Here is a 14,125-nt window from a genome sequence, read left to right on the forward strand (position 1 = left end):
CAGCGGACCGCCGCGCAGTACCGTGCTGAGGCAGGAGCGTCAGCAGGGCCGCCGCGCGGTCCTCAGCCGAGAGGAACGACCATGGCGGCCGAGGCCGAACCCGCGGGGATGCGCACCGTCCAGCGGGCGATCGACATCCTGGGACTCTTCGACGAGAACCGCCCCGCGCTGTCCCCGCGCGAGATCGTCGCGGCCTCGGGCCTGCCCAAGACCACCGTGCTGCGCCTGCTCGGCACCCTCCGGCTCAACGGACTGCTCTGGGTGGACGAACACGGCCGCTACCTCGCGGGACCGACCCTGCTGCGCTGGTCCCGGCTCGCCGAACGCGCCTGGCGGCTGCCGCCCGCCGCCCGAGCGGTCCTGCGCGACCTGGCCGCCGAGCACAAGGAGACGGTGCATCTGTACGTGCGCCGCGACATCCACCGCGTCTGCATCGCCCAGGAGGAGGGCCCCCGCGCACTGCGCCAGGTCGTCCGCGTCGGCGACGAACTGCCGCTGTGGGCGGGCGGCGTCGCCAAGGCGCTGCTCCTCGACGCCCCCGAAGCCCTGCTGCGCCGCGTCGCGGAGACCTCGCCGTACGGCCCCGCGCATCTGGACACCCTGCGCGGCTGGATCGAGCAGGCACGGGCCCAGGGCTACGCGACGAGCCACGGTGAGCGCGAGGAAGGGCTGTCGGCCGTGGCCGTACCGGTATGGGGACGCGGCGGAGCGGTGGTGGCGGCTCTGTCCTTCGGCAGACCCAGCACCCGGTTCACCGACGCGCGCGTACGGCGCTTCGCGGACGGGCTGAGCGCGGCGGCGAGAGAACTCGCGCGTGCGGGGCTGCCGTTCGAAGGGTGAGGAACGTGATCCGTTCAGCGCTCCGAACAGGCCGCCCGCGGATCGGCTGCCTAGACTCGCAGAGTCCGCAGCGCTCCAGACGCATACCCGGCAAGGAAGGCGGCGCCCTCGTGGACCGGACCCTCGTCACCCGTCCCTCGCACACCTCCGCCGACTGGTGGGTCACCGCCGACCAGGCGCGCCATGCGGCGCAGGGCGGACTCACGGGCGCCGCGACGGCACCCGACCTGCTCCGCACCCTCGTCGAACTCGACCATGCCCGCCGGGAGTCGACGGTCGCGGTCGGCGCCGCCGTGGAGGCGCTGCTCACGGGCGGCGTCGCCTGGGAGGCGATCGCGGCGGCGCTGGGTCTCGGCTCGGCCGAGGCGGCCCAGGACGCGCTCGCCGCCGCCCGCCGGGACGCGGGCACGGCGCTCGACCGCAGACTGAGCCGCCGCAGGTAGGAGCCGCGCGCCCGGCATCAGCGCGGGGCGCCGAGGATCTCCCCGAGGTCGTAGCGCACCGGCTCCTCCAACTGCGCGTAGGTACAGCTCTCGGGGTCGCGGTCCGGGCGCCAGCGGCGGAAGCGCGCCGTGTGCCGAAAGCGCACCCCGTTCTCCATGTGGTCGTACGCCACCTCCGCCACCCGCTCGGGTCGCAGCGGCACCCAGGACAGGTCCTTCCTCCCCGACCAGCGGCTGGGCGCCCCCGGCAACCGGGCCGTCTCATGGGCCTCACCCTGGGTCCAGGCGGCCCAGGGATGCGCCGAGACATCGGTCAGCAGCAGCGGCTCCAGCTCCCGTACCAGCTCGGCGCGCCGCTTCATCGGGAACGCCGCGGACACCCCCACATGCTGGAGCGTGCCCTCGTCGTCGTAGAGCCCGAGCAGCAGCGAGCCGACGACCGGGCCGCTCTTGTGCCATCGATAGCCCGCGACCACCACGTCCGCCGTGCGCTCGTGTTTCACCTTGAACATCACGCGTTCGCCCGGACGGTAGGCAAGCCCGAGCGGTTTGGCGACGACGCCGTCCAGGCCGGCGCCCTCGTACGTCTCGAACCACCGCTCGGCGACCGCGCGGTCCGTCGTCGCCGGGGCGAGATGGACCGGGGGCGTCACCGCGGCCAGCGCCCGCTCAAGCAGCGCGCGCCGCTCACCGAGCGGACGGTCGAGCAGCGAGGCGTCCGCGAGGGCGAGCAGGTCGAACGCCACGAAGGAGGCGGGGTTGCGCCCTGCGAGCGTCCGCACCCGTGAGTCGGCCGGATGGATCCGCTCCGTCAGCGCGTCGAAGTCGAGGTGCCCCTCCCGCGCGATCACGATCTCGCCGTCCACGACGCACCGCTCGGGCAGCCGCTCCCGCAGCGCCTCCACCAGCTCGGGGAAGTACCTGGTCAGCGGCTTGCCCGTACGGCTGCCCAGCTCGACCTCGGCGCCGTCGCGAAAGACGATCGCGCGGAAGCCGTCCCACTTCGCCTCGTACTGCATGCCCGGCGGGATGCGCGCCACGGCCTTGGCGAGCATCGGCTTCACGCGCGGCATCACCGGCAGGTCCATGTCCCGATTCTGTGGCCGTACGGCACGATCTGCCCGGTGTGCGAGGTGTGTTCGCCCCGCCTACCGTGGCACACATGGGCGACGCGGTGGAGCTGGAGGCGGCGGGCAGAACGGTCCGGCTGACGAGCCCCGACAAGGTCTTCTTCCCGGCCCGCGGCTTCACCAAGCTCGACCTCGCGCGCTACTACCTCGCCGTCGGCCCCGGCATCCTGCGCGCCCTGCGCGACCGGCCCACCACCCTGGAGCGGTTCCCGGACGGAGTGAGCGGCGAGTCCTTCTTCCAGAAGCGGGCGCCCAGGAACAGGCCCGACTGGATCCCCACCGCCCACATCACCTTCCCGAGCGGGCGCAGCGCCGACGAGATGTGCCCCACCGAGATCGCCGCCGTCGTCTGGGCCGCGCAGTACGGCACGCTCACCTTCCACCCCTGGCCGGTACGGCGCGCCGACGTCGACCACCCCGACGAACTCCGTATCGACCTCGACCCGCAGCCCGGCACCGACTACGCGGACGCGGCGCGCGCCGCCCATGAACTGCGCGCCGTTCTGGAGGAGTTCGGGGGACTGCGGGGCTGGCCCAAGACCTCCGGTGGCCGGGGGCTGCATGTCTTCGTGCCCATCGAGCCGCGCTGGACCTTCACCCAGGTGCGCCGCGCCGCGATCGCCGTCGGGCGCGAACTGGAGCGCCGGATGCCCGCGCACGTGACCATCGCCTGGTGGAAGGAGGAGCGGGGCCGGAAGATCTTCGTGGACTACAACCAGACGGCCCGTGACCGCACGGTCGCCTCCGCCTACTCCGTCCGCCCCCGGCCGCACGCCCCGGTCTCCGCGCCCCTGCGCTGGGAGGAGGTCACGGACGCGACACCCGACGACTTCGACCTGGCGACCATGCCCCGCCGGTACGCCGAGCTGGGCGACATCCATGCGGACATGGACGACCACGCCTTCTCGCTGGACCCGCTCCTGGAACTGGCCCGCCGCGACGAGCACGACCACGGCCTGGGCGATCTGCCCTACCCGCCGGAGTACCCCAAGATGCCGGGCGAACCGAAGCGGGTGCAGCCGAGCAGGGCGCGGCGGGGAGAGGGGTCCGGGGGCGCGACACGCCGATAGATGTGCCCGAAATGCAAAGGAATATGACGAAATGAAGATAAAATCACGATCATGCCGCTAGCGCCCTGGCTGTGAGTTCCGGCTGTTCGTCCTGGCGGCTCTCGTCACGGTGAGTTCCGTACAGGATGGGGAGTCCAGCATGGACAGACGCAGCTTCAACCGACGGATGCTGCTGGGCGGTGCCGCCGTCGCGACGTCGATGTCCTTGACCACGGACGCGGTCGGCACCGACAGGGTGGCGAAGAGGGCGCCCGCCGGCGGCAAGGACCGGCACATCACGCTCTACGCGGAGCATGTCGGCCATGGGCAGATGGGATACGGCCTCAAGCGCGGCAAGGCCACCATCCCCGGCCCCCTGATCGAGATCAACGAGGGCGACACGCTGCACATCGAGCTGGTGAACACCCTGGACGCCACCGCGAGCCTGCATGTGCACGGGCTGGACTACGAGTTCACCAGTGACGGGACAGACCTGAGCTGGAGCGGTGTGAAGCCCGGGGGCAGGCGTACGTATGTCTGGCGGACGCACACGCCGGGCCGCCGCAAGGACGGCACCTGGCGCGAGGGCAGCGCGGGCTACTGGCACTACCACGACCATGTCCTCGGTACGGAGCACGGCACGGGCGGCGTCCACAAGGGCCTGTACGGGGGAGTGATCGTGCGCCGCAAGGGCGACATCCTGCCCGACCGGACGCACACGATCGTGTTCAACAACATGAGGATCAACAACTACAAGAGGCATCACGCGCCCGACTTCGAGGCGTTCGTCGGAGAGCGCGTCGAGTTCGTGATGATCACCCATGGCGACCACTACCACACCTTCCATATGCACGGTCACCGCTGGGCGGAGAACCGCACGGGGCTGCTCGCCGGTCCGGACGACCACAGCCGGGTCGTCGACAACAAGATCGTGGGCCCGGGGGACGCCTTCGGCTTCCAGGTGATCGCGGGCGAGGAGGTCGGGGCGGGCGCGTGGATGTACCACTGCCATGTGCAGAAGCACGCCGACATGGGGATGGCCGGGCTGTTCCTGGTGAAGAACCGGAACGGATCGTTGCCCCGGTACCAGGAGCACTCGCACAAGGACGACGAGTCACACGGCCACAAGCACGGCCACGGCCACGGACACGGCCGCCGACACCGGCACCGCCACGTGGACGTGATCGACGAGTCGGACGGCTACGACGAGTTGTACAACTAGCCGCTCTCGCAGCAAGTACTTCCGTAGCCGTTCTCCCCGCGCGCCGCCGTGCGTCGCAGCGCTCCGCCGGGCATCATCGACGGCCGTGAACAAGGCGTCCGGCACACGCCGTTGATCCATCGTTGATCGAATGTTTTTCGCCACCCGGCAAGCTCTGGCCCATGCACACCGAAACGATGACTGTGACCGACATCGCCTGGCAGGAGCAGGCGATGTGTGCGCAGACGGGGGCCGATTTCTTCTTTCCCGAGCCGGGCAGCTCGGTGCGAGAGGCGAAGCGTATCTGCGAGCTGTGCCCGATACGCTCCGCCTGCCTCGAGTACGCGCTCATCCACGACGAACGCTTCGGCGTCTGGGGCGGGCTGTCCGAGAAGGAGCGCCTGCAGCTCCGGCGGACGCGGGGGTAGCACGGTCGGCGCGGCCCCGTCCGGATGCGGGGCGGGGGACGCGGGACGATCCTGGAGATATGTCCGGACGGGCTCCTGTCATCGTTCACCCGCCGTCGGGAACCGGCGGCCGACGGGTGACCGCGCGCGGGGAGAGTCTCGGGCTGGCGTTCTCCGACGAGGACCTGATGGAGTTCCTCGGCCGGGCCGGCCTGCCGGACGCCGAGGATCTGCTCGACGACCCGGCATGGGTGAAGTGGCGGGGCGCGGAAGCCCACCACTACGAGGCCGCATAGGAGACACAGCGACGCGCGGGCCCGTAGGCCACGCGCGCCCTGCGACCGTGATCAGCCACGGCCATGCTCAGCCCACGACGTGCTCACGCCTTGCCGCGTGCCGCCATCCGCGCCTTGCGGGCGGCCAGCTTCTCGTCGAACCGCGCGGCCTCCTCGTCGAGACCGCCCATGAACAGCCCCAGTTCCTCCTGCGCCTTGCGGCCCTCGGGGCCGAGCCCGTCGATCTCCATGACCTTCAGGAAGCGGAGCACCGGCTGGAGCACGTCGTCATGGTGGATCCGCAGGTTGTAGACCTCGCCGACCGCCATCTGCACGGCGGCGCGCTCGAAGCCGGGGATGCCGTGGCCGGGCATCCGGAAGTCCACGACGACGTCCCGGACCGCCTGCATGGTCAGGTCCGGCGCGATCTCGAACGCGGCCTTGAGCAGGTTCCGGTAGAAGACCATGTGCAGGTTCTCGTCCGTCGCGATCCGGGCCAGCATCCGGTCGCAGACCGGGTCGCCGGACTGGTTGCCCGTGTTGCGGTGCGAGATACGGGTGGCCAGCTCCTGGAAGGAGACATAGGCGACCGTACGCAGCATCGAGTGCCGGTTGTCCGACTCGAAGCCCTCGTTCATGTGCGCCATGCGGAACTGTTCCAGCTTGTCCGGGTCGACGGCGCGCGAGGCGAGGAGGTAGTCACGCATGACGATGCCGTGCCGGGCCTCCTCGGCGGTCCACCGGTGCACCCAGGTGCCCCAGGCGCCGTCACGGCCGAAGAGCGCGGCGATCTCGTGGTGGTAGCTGGGGAGGTTGTCCTCCGTCAACAGGTTCACCACGAGCGCCGTCCGGCCGATCTCGGTGACCTTGGACTGCTCCTTCTCCCAGGCCACGCCGTCCTCGAAGAACGCGGGGAAGTTGCGGCCCTCGCCCCAGGGCACGTACTCGTGCGGCATCCAGTCCTTCGCGACCTTCAGATGCCGGTTCAGCTCGGTCTCGACCACTTCCTCCAGGGCGTACAGCAGCCGGGCGTCGGTCCAGTCGGAAGGGCTGCCGAGGTGGGGAGCGTCGATCGTCACGGGAACTCCAGGATGGGGACGGTGAACAGTCCGGCGAGCGGTGCCGGAACCTACGGGGACGTAGGCTACGAGGCCGTAGGTTACGGGACCGTAGGTTAAGCGCGCTATAAAGATCACTGATCAGTGCGTGTCCAGCGGTTTCGTCTCCTTCAGCTCGCCGTCGAGGAGCAGCCAGCGGGTGATGCCGAGCGACTCCAGGAACGGCAGGTCGTGGCTCGCCACGATCAGCGCGCCCTCGTAGGACTCCAGGGCCGTGGTGAGCTGCCGTACGCTCGCCAGGTCGAGGTTGTTGGTCGGCTCGTCCAGCATCAGCAGTTGCGGCGCGGGCTCCGCGAGCATCAGCGCGGCCAGGGCGGCGCGGAAGCGCTCACCGCCCGAGAGGGTCCCGGCCCGCTGGTCGGCCCGGGTGCCGCGGAACAGGAAGCGGGCCAGGCGCGCCCGGATCCGGTTGTTCGTGGCGCCCGGAGCGAACCGGGCCACGTTCTCTGCGACCGTCGACGCGTCGTCCAGCACATCCAGCCGCTGCGGCAGGAAGCGCAGCGGCACATGCGCGCTCACCTCGCCCGCCACCGGCTCCAGTTCACCCGCGATCGTGCGCAACAGGGTCGTCTTGCCCGCGCCGTTGCGTCCGATCAGCGCGATCCGCTCCGGGCCGTGCAGATCGAGGCCGCCCGCGACGCGCGCGCCGTACCTCAACTCCAGGTCCCGCAGCGTCAGTACGGCCCGCTCCGGCGGCACCGCCGTGTACGGCAGATCGACGCGGATCTCGTCGTCGTCCCGTACCGCCTCGACCGCCTCGTCCAGGCGTTCCCTGGCCCCGGTGAGCCTTTCCTCGTGCAGGATGCGGTGCTTGCCCGCGGACTCCTGTGCCGCACGCTTGCGCGCGCCCATGACGGCCTTGGGTTCCCGCTTGTTCTCCCACATCTTCTGCCCGTACCGCTTGCGGCGGGCCAACTTGACCTGGGCGTCGACCAGTTCACGCTTCTGCTTGCGCAGGTCGGCCTCGGCGACGCGCACCATGCGCTCCGCCGCCTCCTGCTCGACGGCCAACGCTGCCTCGTACGCCGAGTAGTTGCCGCCGAACCAGGTCACCTCTCCCGAGCGCAGATCGGCGATCTGGTCGACCAGTTCGAGCAGTTCACGGTCATGGCTGACCACGACCATGACCCCCGGCCAGGCCTCGACCGCCGCGTACAGCCGCCGACGCGCGTACAGGTCGAGGTTGTTGGTGGGCTCGTCGAGCAGCAGGATGTCGGGGCGGCGCAGCAGCAGCGCGGCCAGCCGCAGCAGGACGGTCTCGCCGCCGGAGATCTCACCGATGGTGCGGTCCAACCCGACGTGTTCGAGGCCGAGTTCACCGAGCATCGCCTCGGCGCGCTCCTCCACGTCCCAGTCGTCGCCGATGGTCGTGAAGTGTTCCTCGGCCACGTCGCCCGCCTCGATGGCGTGCAGGGCGGCGCGGGTCTCGGCGATGCCGAGCGCCTCGTCCACGCGCAGCGCGGTGTCGAGCGTGACGTTCTGCGGAAGGTAGCCGACCTCGCCCATGACGCGTACCGCGCCGTCGGACGGGGCGAGTTCACCCGCGAGCAGCTTCAACAGGGTCGACTTGCCCGAGCCGTTGACCCCGACGAGCCCGGTCCTGCCGGAGGCGAAGCCGACCTGGAGGTCGTCGAAGACGGCGGTGCCGTCGGGCCAGGAGAAGGACAGGGAGACACAGGTGAGGGAGGGAATGGATGACATACGGGCCTCGCGGTTGCGTGAAATGGGCGGGGGCAACGCGTGAGAGACACCGCAGGGGCGACGGTCCGTGGACATGGCCGTGAGCAGAGGAAGGGCCCAGCACGGGAGGACGGCTCGGACGCCGAGGTCGCACGCGACACACACAGACGCGGACTGGGTTGTGTGAGCGGTGTCTCAAGACCTCAGTAGAGCAACGTCCTTCTCCTGTCGATGGCAACGGGACCGGTGACGAACACGGTAGGAGCGGGCGTCAGGGGGAGTCAACGCATTAACGGGACGCGTCCGCGCTCGGGTAGGTGCGACGGGGGTCGGTCACGCGTCGCGCATCAGCTCCGCGAGGCCGTGGTCCAGGTTCACCTGGAGATGCTCCAGGCCGACCGGCACTAATTCCGTGGCCCGCTGGAGGAAGCTGCGGACCTCGCTGGAGTGGATGTGGATGACGGCGGTGCCCTCCGGGGCGTGGAACTCCAGGACGGTGCGGTCGTAGCCGTACGGCCGCACCCGGACGTCGCCCTGGCCCTCCGGGCCTTCCAGGCCCGCCGCCAGCAGCGCGCGGGCGAAGGTCCAGCAGACCTCCACGCCCTCCAGGGTGGCCGGGGCCGGGAACGTCATACGGACGGCGAACGGGTCGCGCCGGTCGTAGCGGAGCATGGCCGGAATGCTCGGCATCCGCGGTGCGGCGGCGACGAGGCGGGCCTCCACGGGCTGCTCGATGACGAAGGACAACGCCTTGCTCCCTCGGGACGGCTGTCAGGTATGTGAAGAGACGAGGGAACGAGGCATTCCGTGCCAGACGGGCCGGAGTGACCTAGGTCACGTACGCGACCGTCCGGATGTCTGGACGGCCTTGAACAGGTGGGCTAGCTTCGCCCGCCATGACGAGCATGGGGAAGACGAGACGTACGGGCCGGACGATGGCCGTGGGGCTGTGCGCCGCGGTGCTCGCCGCGCTGGCGGTGGCGCCCGCGCAGGCGCACGGCGACGGCGGCGGCAAGCGGCCGGGGCCGCACTGGCGGCTCACGGACAGCGGTACGGACGCACGGTTCCGGGGTCTGGCCGCGGTCAGCCGGAACACCGCCTGGCTGGCCGGAACGCAGGGCACCGTGCTGCGGACCACCGACGGCGGCGCGCACTGGCGTGATGTCTCTCCGCCGGGCGCCGCGGGCCTGGAGTTCCGCGACATCGAGGCGTTCGACGCCCGGCGCGCCGTCGCCCTGACCATCGGCGAGGGCGAGGACTCCCGGCTGTTCCGCACCGACGACGGGGGTGCGACCTGGACCGAGGCGTTCCGCAACACCGACGGCCGGGCCTTCTACGACTGCCTCGCCTTCTTCGACCACCGCCATGGCCTCGCCATGAGCGACCCCGTCGACGGGCGGTTCCGCCTGCTGTCCACCAGTGACGGCGGGCGCTCCTGGAGCGTCCTGCCCGGCGCCGGGATGCCCGCGGCGCAGGACGGCGAGGCCTGGTTCGCGGCCAGTGGCCAGTGCCTGGTCACCTCCGGGCCGCACGACGTCTGGCTGGCGACGGGCGGCGGCGCGCACGCGCGCGTGCTGCACTCCGCCGACCGCGGACGGACGTGGACCGCGACCGACACCCCGCTCCCGGCGGGCGATCCGGCGCGCGGCGTCTTCGCGCTCGCCTTCCGCGACCGTACGCACGGCATCGCGGTCGGCGGCGACTACCGCGCGGACCAGCCGTCCCCGCGCGCGGCGGCGGTCAGCGGGGACGGCGGTCGCACCTGGGCCCCCGCCGCCGAGCCTCCGCCCGCCTACCGCTCCGGTGTCGCCTGGCTTCCGCACAGCCGCACGGCCGCGCTCGCCGTGGGTCCGACCGGCACCGACCTCACCACGGACGGCGGCCGTACCTGGACCACCGTCGACACCGGCTCGTACGACACCGTGGACTGCGCCCCGGACAGGGGCTGCTGGGCCGCCGGGGAGAAGGGACGGGTGGCGCGGCTCGAACCCTGACGGTGATCCGGCGAAACCCGGGTACTCGGGCATGACCAGCATCCCGAAAGGAAGTGACCGTCATGCCACGCGGCGCCAGCCCCAAGCGGGAGCGTCAGTACGAGCACATCAAGAAGAGCGCGCTCGACCGCGGGGAGCGGAAGGGACGGGCCGAGGAGATCGCGGCGCGGACCGTGAACAAGGAGCGGGCCCGCACCGGCGAGTCGAAGACCGCGAGCCGCACGTCCACCCAGGACATGTCCTCCGGCAGGCGCGGCGGGCAGCGCTCGGGCCACGGCTCCCAGGGGCCCACCTACGACCAGCTCTACCAGGAAGCCAAGAAGCGCGATATCCACGGCCGTTCGGACATGAACAAGAGCGATCTGAGGCGGGCCCTGGGCAAGTGACGGCGGACCGCGGGGTCGTACGCTCGACAGCATCATGACGACCGTACGCATCCCCGCGGGCTGGCCCGCGACCGAAGAAGAGGCCCGCGCCGTGCAGGACGACCTGCGCGGCCGGGTGGTCCTCGACGAACCCGGCCCGCCGCCCGGCACCGGCCATGTGACGGGTGTGGACGTCGCCTACGACGACGAGCACGATGTCGTCGCGGCGGCGGCCGTGGTCCTGGACGCGGCCACGCTCACGGTGGTCGCCGAGGCCACCGCCGTCGGCGAGGTCTCCTTCCCCTACGTCCCCGGGCTGCTCGCCTTCCGTGAGCTGCCCACCGTGCTCGCCGCCCTCGACGCGCTCTCCCTCGATCCGGGGCTGGTCGTCTGCGACGGCTACGGCCTCGCCCACCCGCGCCGCTTCGGGCTCGCGAGCCACCTCGGCGTCCTCACCGGGCTCCCCACGATCGGCGCGGCCAAGAACCCGTTCACCTTCACCTACGACGACCCGGGCACCGCGCGCGGCAGCACGGCCCCCCTGCTCGCGGGCGCGGAAGAGGTCGGCCGGGCGGTGCGCACCCAGACGGGCGTCAAGCCGGTGTTCGTCTCCGTAGGACACCGCGTCGACCTCACCAACGCCTGCGCCCACGTCCTGGCACTGTCCCCGAAGTACCGCATCCCGGAGTCCACCCGCCACGCCGACTCCTTGTGCCGCCGCGCTCTCGCGGAGGCGGTCGGCGGCGCCGGTGTGACCACCGGCCCCGCCACCGGCTGAGCCGGGCTGCTCACCACGGCGCGCCGGGCCGGTTCAGCGCGGCGCGCTGTCGATCCGCAGCTGTCGCGGCGGGACGGTGGCAGGCTCCGGCAGTCGTAGGGGTGTGCGGCCCGGTGTGATGGTGCCGAGCAGTGAGGCGTGTCGGGCGCCGGTGCACGACGGCACCGTCGCGGGCAGGCCCTGCGCGGTCAGGAAGCCCAGGATCGCGAACGCGAGCGCCTCCTTCGCCGTGGAGGGCAGGCCCAGGCTGTCGCTCGGCAGGAGCCGTATGCCGGCCGCCTCCTCGTCGAGCATCCGCATCAGTACGGGGTTGCGGGCGCCGCCGCCGGAGACGACGAGTTCGTCGACGCCGTGGGCGCGGCAGGCGTCCGCGACGGTGACCGCGGTGAGCCGGGTCAACGTGGCCAGTACGTCGTCGGGTTCGAGGACCGGCCGCGCGGCGAGCGCCTCCTTCAGATAGGCGAGGTGGAACAGTTCCTTGCCGGTCGTCTTCGGGGCGGGACGCCGGTAGTACGGCTCCTCCAGCAGCCGGGCCAGCAGCGCGGGGTCGACCCGGCCGCGGGCGGCACCGCGGCCGTCCTCGTCGTAGGCGCGGGCGCCGTGCGTGAAGTGCCGTACGGCCGCGTCGATCAGCGCGTTGGCGGGCCCGGTGTCGAAGGCGACCGGGTCGGCGTCCGGGCTCACCACGGTCACGTTGGCGATGCCGCCCAGGTTGAGGGCCGCGCTCACGCCCGCCCGGCCGCGCAGCAGCAGCGTGTCGACGATGCTCACCAGGGGCGCGCCCTGCCCGCCCGCGGCGACATCGCGGCTGCGCAGGTCGGAGACGACGGGCAGCCCGGTCGCCTCGGCGATCCAGGCGGGCTGCCCGAGCTGGAGCGTCCCGCGGACCGCGCCGCCCTCGACCCAGTGATGGACGGTCTGCCCGTGCGAGACGACCAGGTCGGCGCTGCCGGAGCACAGTTCGCCGACGGCGTGCGTGGCCGCCGCGGCGAAGGCCTGGCCGAGACCGGTGTCCAGGCGGCAGACGGTCTCGACGGTGGTCGCGGAGGGCGGCAGCACCGCTTCCACCAGCCCGCGCAGCTCCTCGGGGTAGGGGAGGCTGAGGGCGCCGAGCGGGCGCAGCACCAGGGTGTCGTGCTCCAGGGTCAGCTCGGCCGCCGCGGCCTCGATGGCGTCGTAGGACGTGCCGGACATCAGGCCGATCACGCGCATGGTGTCTCCCTGGGTGGTTCGAGTGAGGGTCTGCTCAGGCCGCCGGGGTGGTGTCCGAGGCCGTCGCCGCGTCGGTCCGGTCGGGCCCGGTCGGGGCGGCGGGGACCGGCGGCTGGTGGAAGAGGCTCAGCACGCCGCCCACGACGAGGGTGAGGACCACGCCGATCGGCACCAGCCACTGCGCGGCGATGGCGGCGGGCACGGTGGCACCCGCCACCGTGGTGTCGATCTTGACGACGCGCACGATGTACGTCATCACCGCGAGCGTCACCACGAAGGCCACCAGGGAGTCGACCTCATTGGCCCGCTTGACCAGCCGGCCCAGCAGGAACGCGCCGAGCAGAGCCCCGTAGGTGTACCCGGCGATGGCGAGGCCCGTGAGGTAGACGTTGCCGGTGCTGGTACTGAAGGCACAGGCGAAGATCGCCATCAGCACGGCCCACACCAGCGTCATCACCCGCGCGAGCTTCAGCATCGTCTCCTCGGAGGGCGTACGGCGGAGGAAGCTGCGGATCAGGTCCGACACGGTGGAGTTGGACATCGAGTTGAGCGCCGAGGACAGCGAGCCCATGGCCGCGCCCAGGATGCCGGCCACCAGCAGGCCCGAGACGCCCACGGGGAGGCTGTGCAGGATGAAGTGCGGATAGAGGTCGTCCGAGCTCTTCAGCCCGAGGTCGGTGAAGGACCGGCCGTTGTTGTAGGACCACAGCAGGGCGCCGACGAGGGAGAACGCCGCGAACTGCACGGTGATGAAGATGCCCGAGCCGATCATCGCCTTCTGGCTGTCGCGCAGATCGCGGGTGGACAGGATGCGCTGGACGATGAGCTGGTCCGAACCATGGCTGGCCATGGCGAAGACGGCACCGCCGAGGATCGCGGTGGGCAGCGCGAAGGTGCTGGTCAGGACATGGCTGAAGGAGAAGTCGGTGTCGAACACCTGGAAGTGCCCACTGCTCAGCGCGTCACTGAAGCCGCTCGTGCCGACATGGCCGGAGAGCACCGCGATCGCCAGGACCGCGCCGCCGAGGTAGAGCAGCATCTGGATGGCGTCGGTCCAGATGACCGCCTTGATACCGCCGAGGTAGGTGTAGACGACGGTGATGGCGGTGAGCACGACGATGATGGTCCGGTAGCCGGTGTCGACGCCCAGCTCGTCGAGGAGCAGCTTGATCGGGATGGCGGAGGCGAACAGCCGTACGCCCTCGGCAAGGAGCCGGGTGATCACGAACGTGATCGAGGCCAGCCCCTGCAGCCGTAGCCCGAAGCGGTCCCCGAGGTAGGCGTAGGCGCTGACGAACCCGCCCCGCTTGTACAGCGGGATGAGGACGGTCGCGACGACCACACGTCCGATCACATAGCCCAGCGCGAGTTCGACGTTGCCGAACGCCTGACCGCCGTACGCGCCGCCGGGGACGCTGATCACGGTGAGGACGCTGGTCTCCGTGGCCACGACCGAGAAGCACACCGTCCACCAGGGCATCGTGCCCTCGCCGACGAAGTACTCCGTGGCGGACCGCTGCCGCCCGGACATCCGCAGGCCGATCCAGGCGATGGCGACCAGATAGACGATGATCACGACGAGGTCGAGGTGGCGCACGGGCTTGCTCCTGAGGGAAGGGCGGGGGAGAAGGGG

14 protein-coding genes and 1 pseudogene are annotated in these 14,125 nt (G+C 71.2%); 9 read left to right on the top strand and 6 right to left on the bottom strand.

The annotated features are described in order from the left end of the window. The first annotated feature begins 81 nt into the window (after window positions 1-81). Both ACZ60T_RS11700 and ACZ60T_RS11705 read left to right on the top strand, forming a co-directional pair. Window positions 82-840 carry an IclR family transcriptional regulator gene (locus ACZ60T_RS11700; protein ID WP_469665735.1) on the top strand — a complete coding sequence of 253 codons (759 nt, stop codon included), beginning with the start codon at window positions 82-84 and terminating at the stop codon, window positions 838-840. Between the two features lie 110 nt (window positions 841-950). Further along, complete coding sequence (locus tag ACZ60T_RS11705) at window positions 951-1,283, top strand: hypothetical protein (RefSeq protein ID WP_469665736.1); 333 nt, start codon at window positions 951-953, stop codon at window positions 1,281-1,283. A 17-nt stretch (window positions 1,284-1,300) separates the two neighbouring features. Here ACZ60T_RS11705 and ACZ60T_RS11710 read toward each other — a convergent pair whose 3' ends face one another. After that, the gene (locus ACZ60T_RS11710; protein ID WP_469665737.1) at window positions 1,301-2,371 is read right to left on the bottom strand and encodes an ATP-dependent DNA ligase; all 1,071 of its coding nucleotides are present in this window, start codon (window positions 2,369-2,371) and stop codon (window positions 1,301-1,303) included. A 74-nt stretch (window positions 2,372-2,445) separates the two neighbouring features. Between ACZ60T_RS11710 and ligD the strand changes: the two genes are divergently transcribed. The 4 genes from ligD (at window position 2,446) to ACZ60T_RS11730 (ending at window position 5,366) form a co-directional block, all read left to right on the top strand. Further along, window positions 2,446-3,483 carry a non-homologous end-joining DNA ligase gene (gene ligD / locus ACZ60T_RS11715; RefSeq protein WP_469665738.1) on the top strand — a complete coding sequence of 346 codons (1,038 nt, stop codon included), beginning with the start codon at window positions 2,446-2,448 and terminating at the stop codon, window positions 3,481-3,483. A 139-nt stretch (window positions 3,484-3,622) separates the two neighbouring features. Then, window positions 3,623-4,684: a multicopper oxidase domain-containing protein gene (locus tag ACZ60T_RS11720; protein WP_469665739.1), complete on the top strand. Its 1,062-nt coding sequence runs from the start codon at window positions 3,623-3,625 to the stop codon at window positions 4,682-4,684. Window positions 4,685-4,845: 161 nt separating this feature from the next. Beyond that, window positions 4,846-5,091: a WhiB family transcriptional regulator gene (locus ACZ60T_RS11725; protein ID WP_365628122.1), complete on the top strand. Its 246-nt coding sequence runs from the start codon at window positions 4,846-4,848 to the stop codon at window positions 5,089-5,091. Between the two features lie 59 nt (window positions 5,092-5,150). Then, entirely contained in the window at window positions 5,151-5,366 is a 216-nt protein-coding gene (locus tag ACZ60T_RS11730; protein ID WP_252424879.1) for a hypothetical protein, read from the top strand. An 83-nt stretch (window positions 5,367-5,449) separates the two neighbouring features. Here the strand turns inward: ACZ60T_RS11730 and ACZ60T_RS11735 are convergent, their stop codons facing one another. The 3 genes from ACZ60T_RS11735 to ssgD form a co-directional block, all read right to left on the bottom strand. Beyond that, window positions 5,450-6,424 carry an acyl-ACP desaturase gene (locus ACZ60T_RS11735; protein ID WP_365628125.1) on the bottom strand — a complete coding sequence of 325 codons (975 nt, stop codon included), beginning with the start codon at window positions 6,422-6,424 and terminating at the stop codon, window positions 5,450-5,452. 120 nt (window positions 6,425-6,544) lie between these two features. After that, the gene (locus ACZ60T_RS11740) at window positions 6,545-8,164 is read right to left on the bottom strand and encodes an ABC-F family ATP-binding cassette domain-containing protein (RefSeq protein ID WP_469665740.1); all 1,620 of its coding nucleotides are present in this window, start codon (window positions 8,162-8,164) and stop codon (window positions 6,545-6,547) included. Window positions 8,165-8,476: 312 nt separating this feature from the next. Beyond that, a complete protein-coding gene (ssgD, locus tag ACZ60T_RS11745) occupies window positions 8,477-8,890 on the bottom strand; it encodes a spore wall synthesis regulator SsgD (protein WP_365628133.1) in 414 nt (137 codons plus the stop codon). A 188-nt stretch (window positions 8,891-9,078) separates the two neighbouring features. Between ssgD and ACZ60T_RS11750 the strand changes: the two genes are divergently transcribed. The 3 genes from ACZ60T_RS11750 (at window position 9,079) to ACZ60T_RS11760 (ending at window position 11,280) form a co-directional block, all read left to right on the top strand. Continuing rightward, window positions 9,079-10,137, top strand: a complete 1,059-nt coding sequence (locus tag ACZ60T_RS11750) for a WD40/YVTN/BNR-like repeat-containing protein (RefSeq protein WP_469666070.1) — start codon at window positions 9,079-9,081, stop codon at window positions 10,135-10,137. A 62-nt stretch (window positions 10,138-10,199) separates the two neighbouring features. Beyond that, window positions 10,200-10,523: a plasmid stabilization protein gene (locus ACZ60T_RS11755; RefSeq protein ID WP_469665741.1), complete on the top strand. Its 324-nt coding sequence runs from the start codon at window positions 10,200-10,202 to the stop codon at window positions 10,521-10,523. A gap of 34 nt (window positions 10,524-10,557) precedes the next feature. Further along, window positions 10,558-11,280 carry an endonuclease V gene (locus ACZ60T_RS11760; protein ID WP_469665742.1) on the top strand — a complete coding sequence of 241 codons (723 nt, stop codon included), beginning with the start codon at window positions 10,558-10,560 and terminating at the stop codon, window positions 11,278-11,280. Window positions 11,281-11,313: 33 nt separating this feature from the next. Here ACZ60T_RS11760 and ACZ60T_RS11765 read toward each other — a convergent pair. Continuing rightward, a pseudogene (locus tag ACZ60T_RS11765) lies at window positions 11,314-12,498 on the bottom strand (anhydro-N-acetylmuramic acid kinase); the annotation flags it as partial. A 28-nt stretch (window positions 12,499-12,526) separates the two neighbouring features. Next, the gene (locus tag ACZ60T_RS11770; protein WP_365628143.1) at window positions 12,527-14,089 is read right to left on the bottom strand and encodes a sodium:solute symporter; all 1,563 of its coding nucleotides are present in this window, start codon (window positions 14,087-14,089) and stop codon (window positions 12,527-12,529) included. Window positions 14,090-14,125 lie beyond the last annotated feature (36 nt).

This window comes from Streptomyces sp. NPDC104371, from assembly GCF_055583785.1.

Excerpts from the sequence above, each read along its gene's own strand:
- ACZ60T_RS11730 (WP_252424879.1), top strand. The coding sequence starts at position 5,151 with ATGTCCGGACGGGCTCCTGTCATCGTTCACCCGCCGTCGGGAACCGGC.
- ligD (WP_469665738.1), top strand. The coding sequence starts at position 2,446 with ATGGGCGACGCGGTGGAGCTGGAGGCGGCGGGCAGAACGGTCCGGCTG.
- ACZ60T_RS11700 (WP_469665735.1), top strand. The coding sequence starts at position 82 with ATGGCGGCCGAGGCCGAACCCGCGGGGATGCGCACCGTCCAGCGGGCG.
- ACZ60T_RS11710 (WP_469665737.1), bottom strand. The coding sequence starts at position 2,371 with ATGGACCTGCCGGTGATGCCGCGCGTGAAGCCGATGCTCGCCAAGGCC.
- ACZ60T_RS11750 (WP_469666070.1), top strand. The coding sequence starts at position 9,079 with ATGGCCGTGGGGCTGTGCGCCGCGGTGCTCGCCGCGCTGGCGGTGGCG.
- ACZ60T_RS11725 (WP_365628122.1), top strand. The coding sequence starts at position 4,846 with ATGCACACCGAAACGATGACTGTGACCGACATCGCCTGGCAGGAGCAG.
- ACZ60T_RS11720 (WP_469665739.1), top strand. The coding sequence starts at position 3,623 with ATGGACAGACGCAGCTTCAACCGACGGATGCTGCTGGGCGGTGCCGCC.
- ACZ60T_RS11740 (WP_469665740.1), bottom strand. The coding sequence starts at position 8,164 with ATGTCATCCATTCCCTCCCTCACCTGTGTCTCCCTGTCCTTCTCCTGG.
- ACZ60T_RS11755 (WP_469665741.1), top strand. The coding sequence starts at position 10,200 with ATGCCACGCGGCGCCAGCCCCAAGCGGGAGCGTCAGTACGAGCACATC.
- ACZ60T_RS11760 (WP_469665742.1), top strand. The coding sequence starts at position 10,558 with ATGACGACCGTACGCATCCCCGCGGGCTGGCCCGCGACCGAAGAAGAG.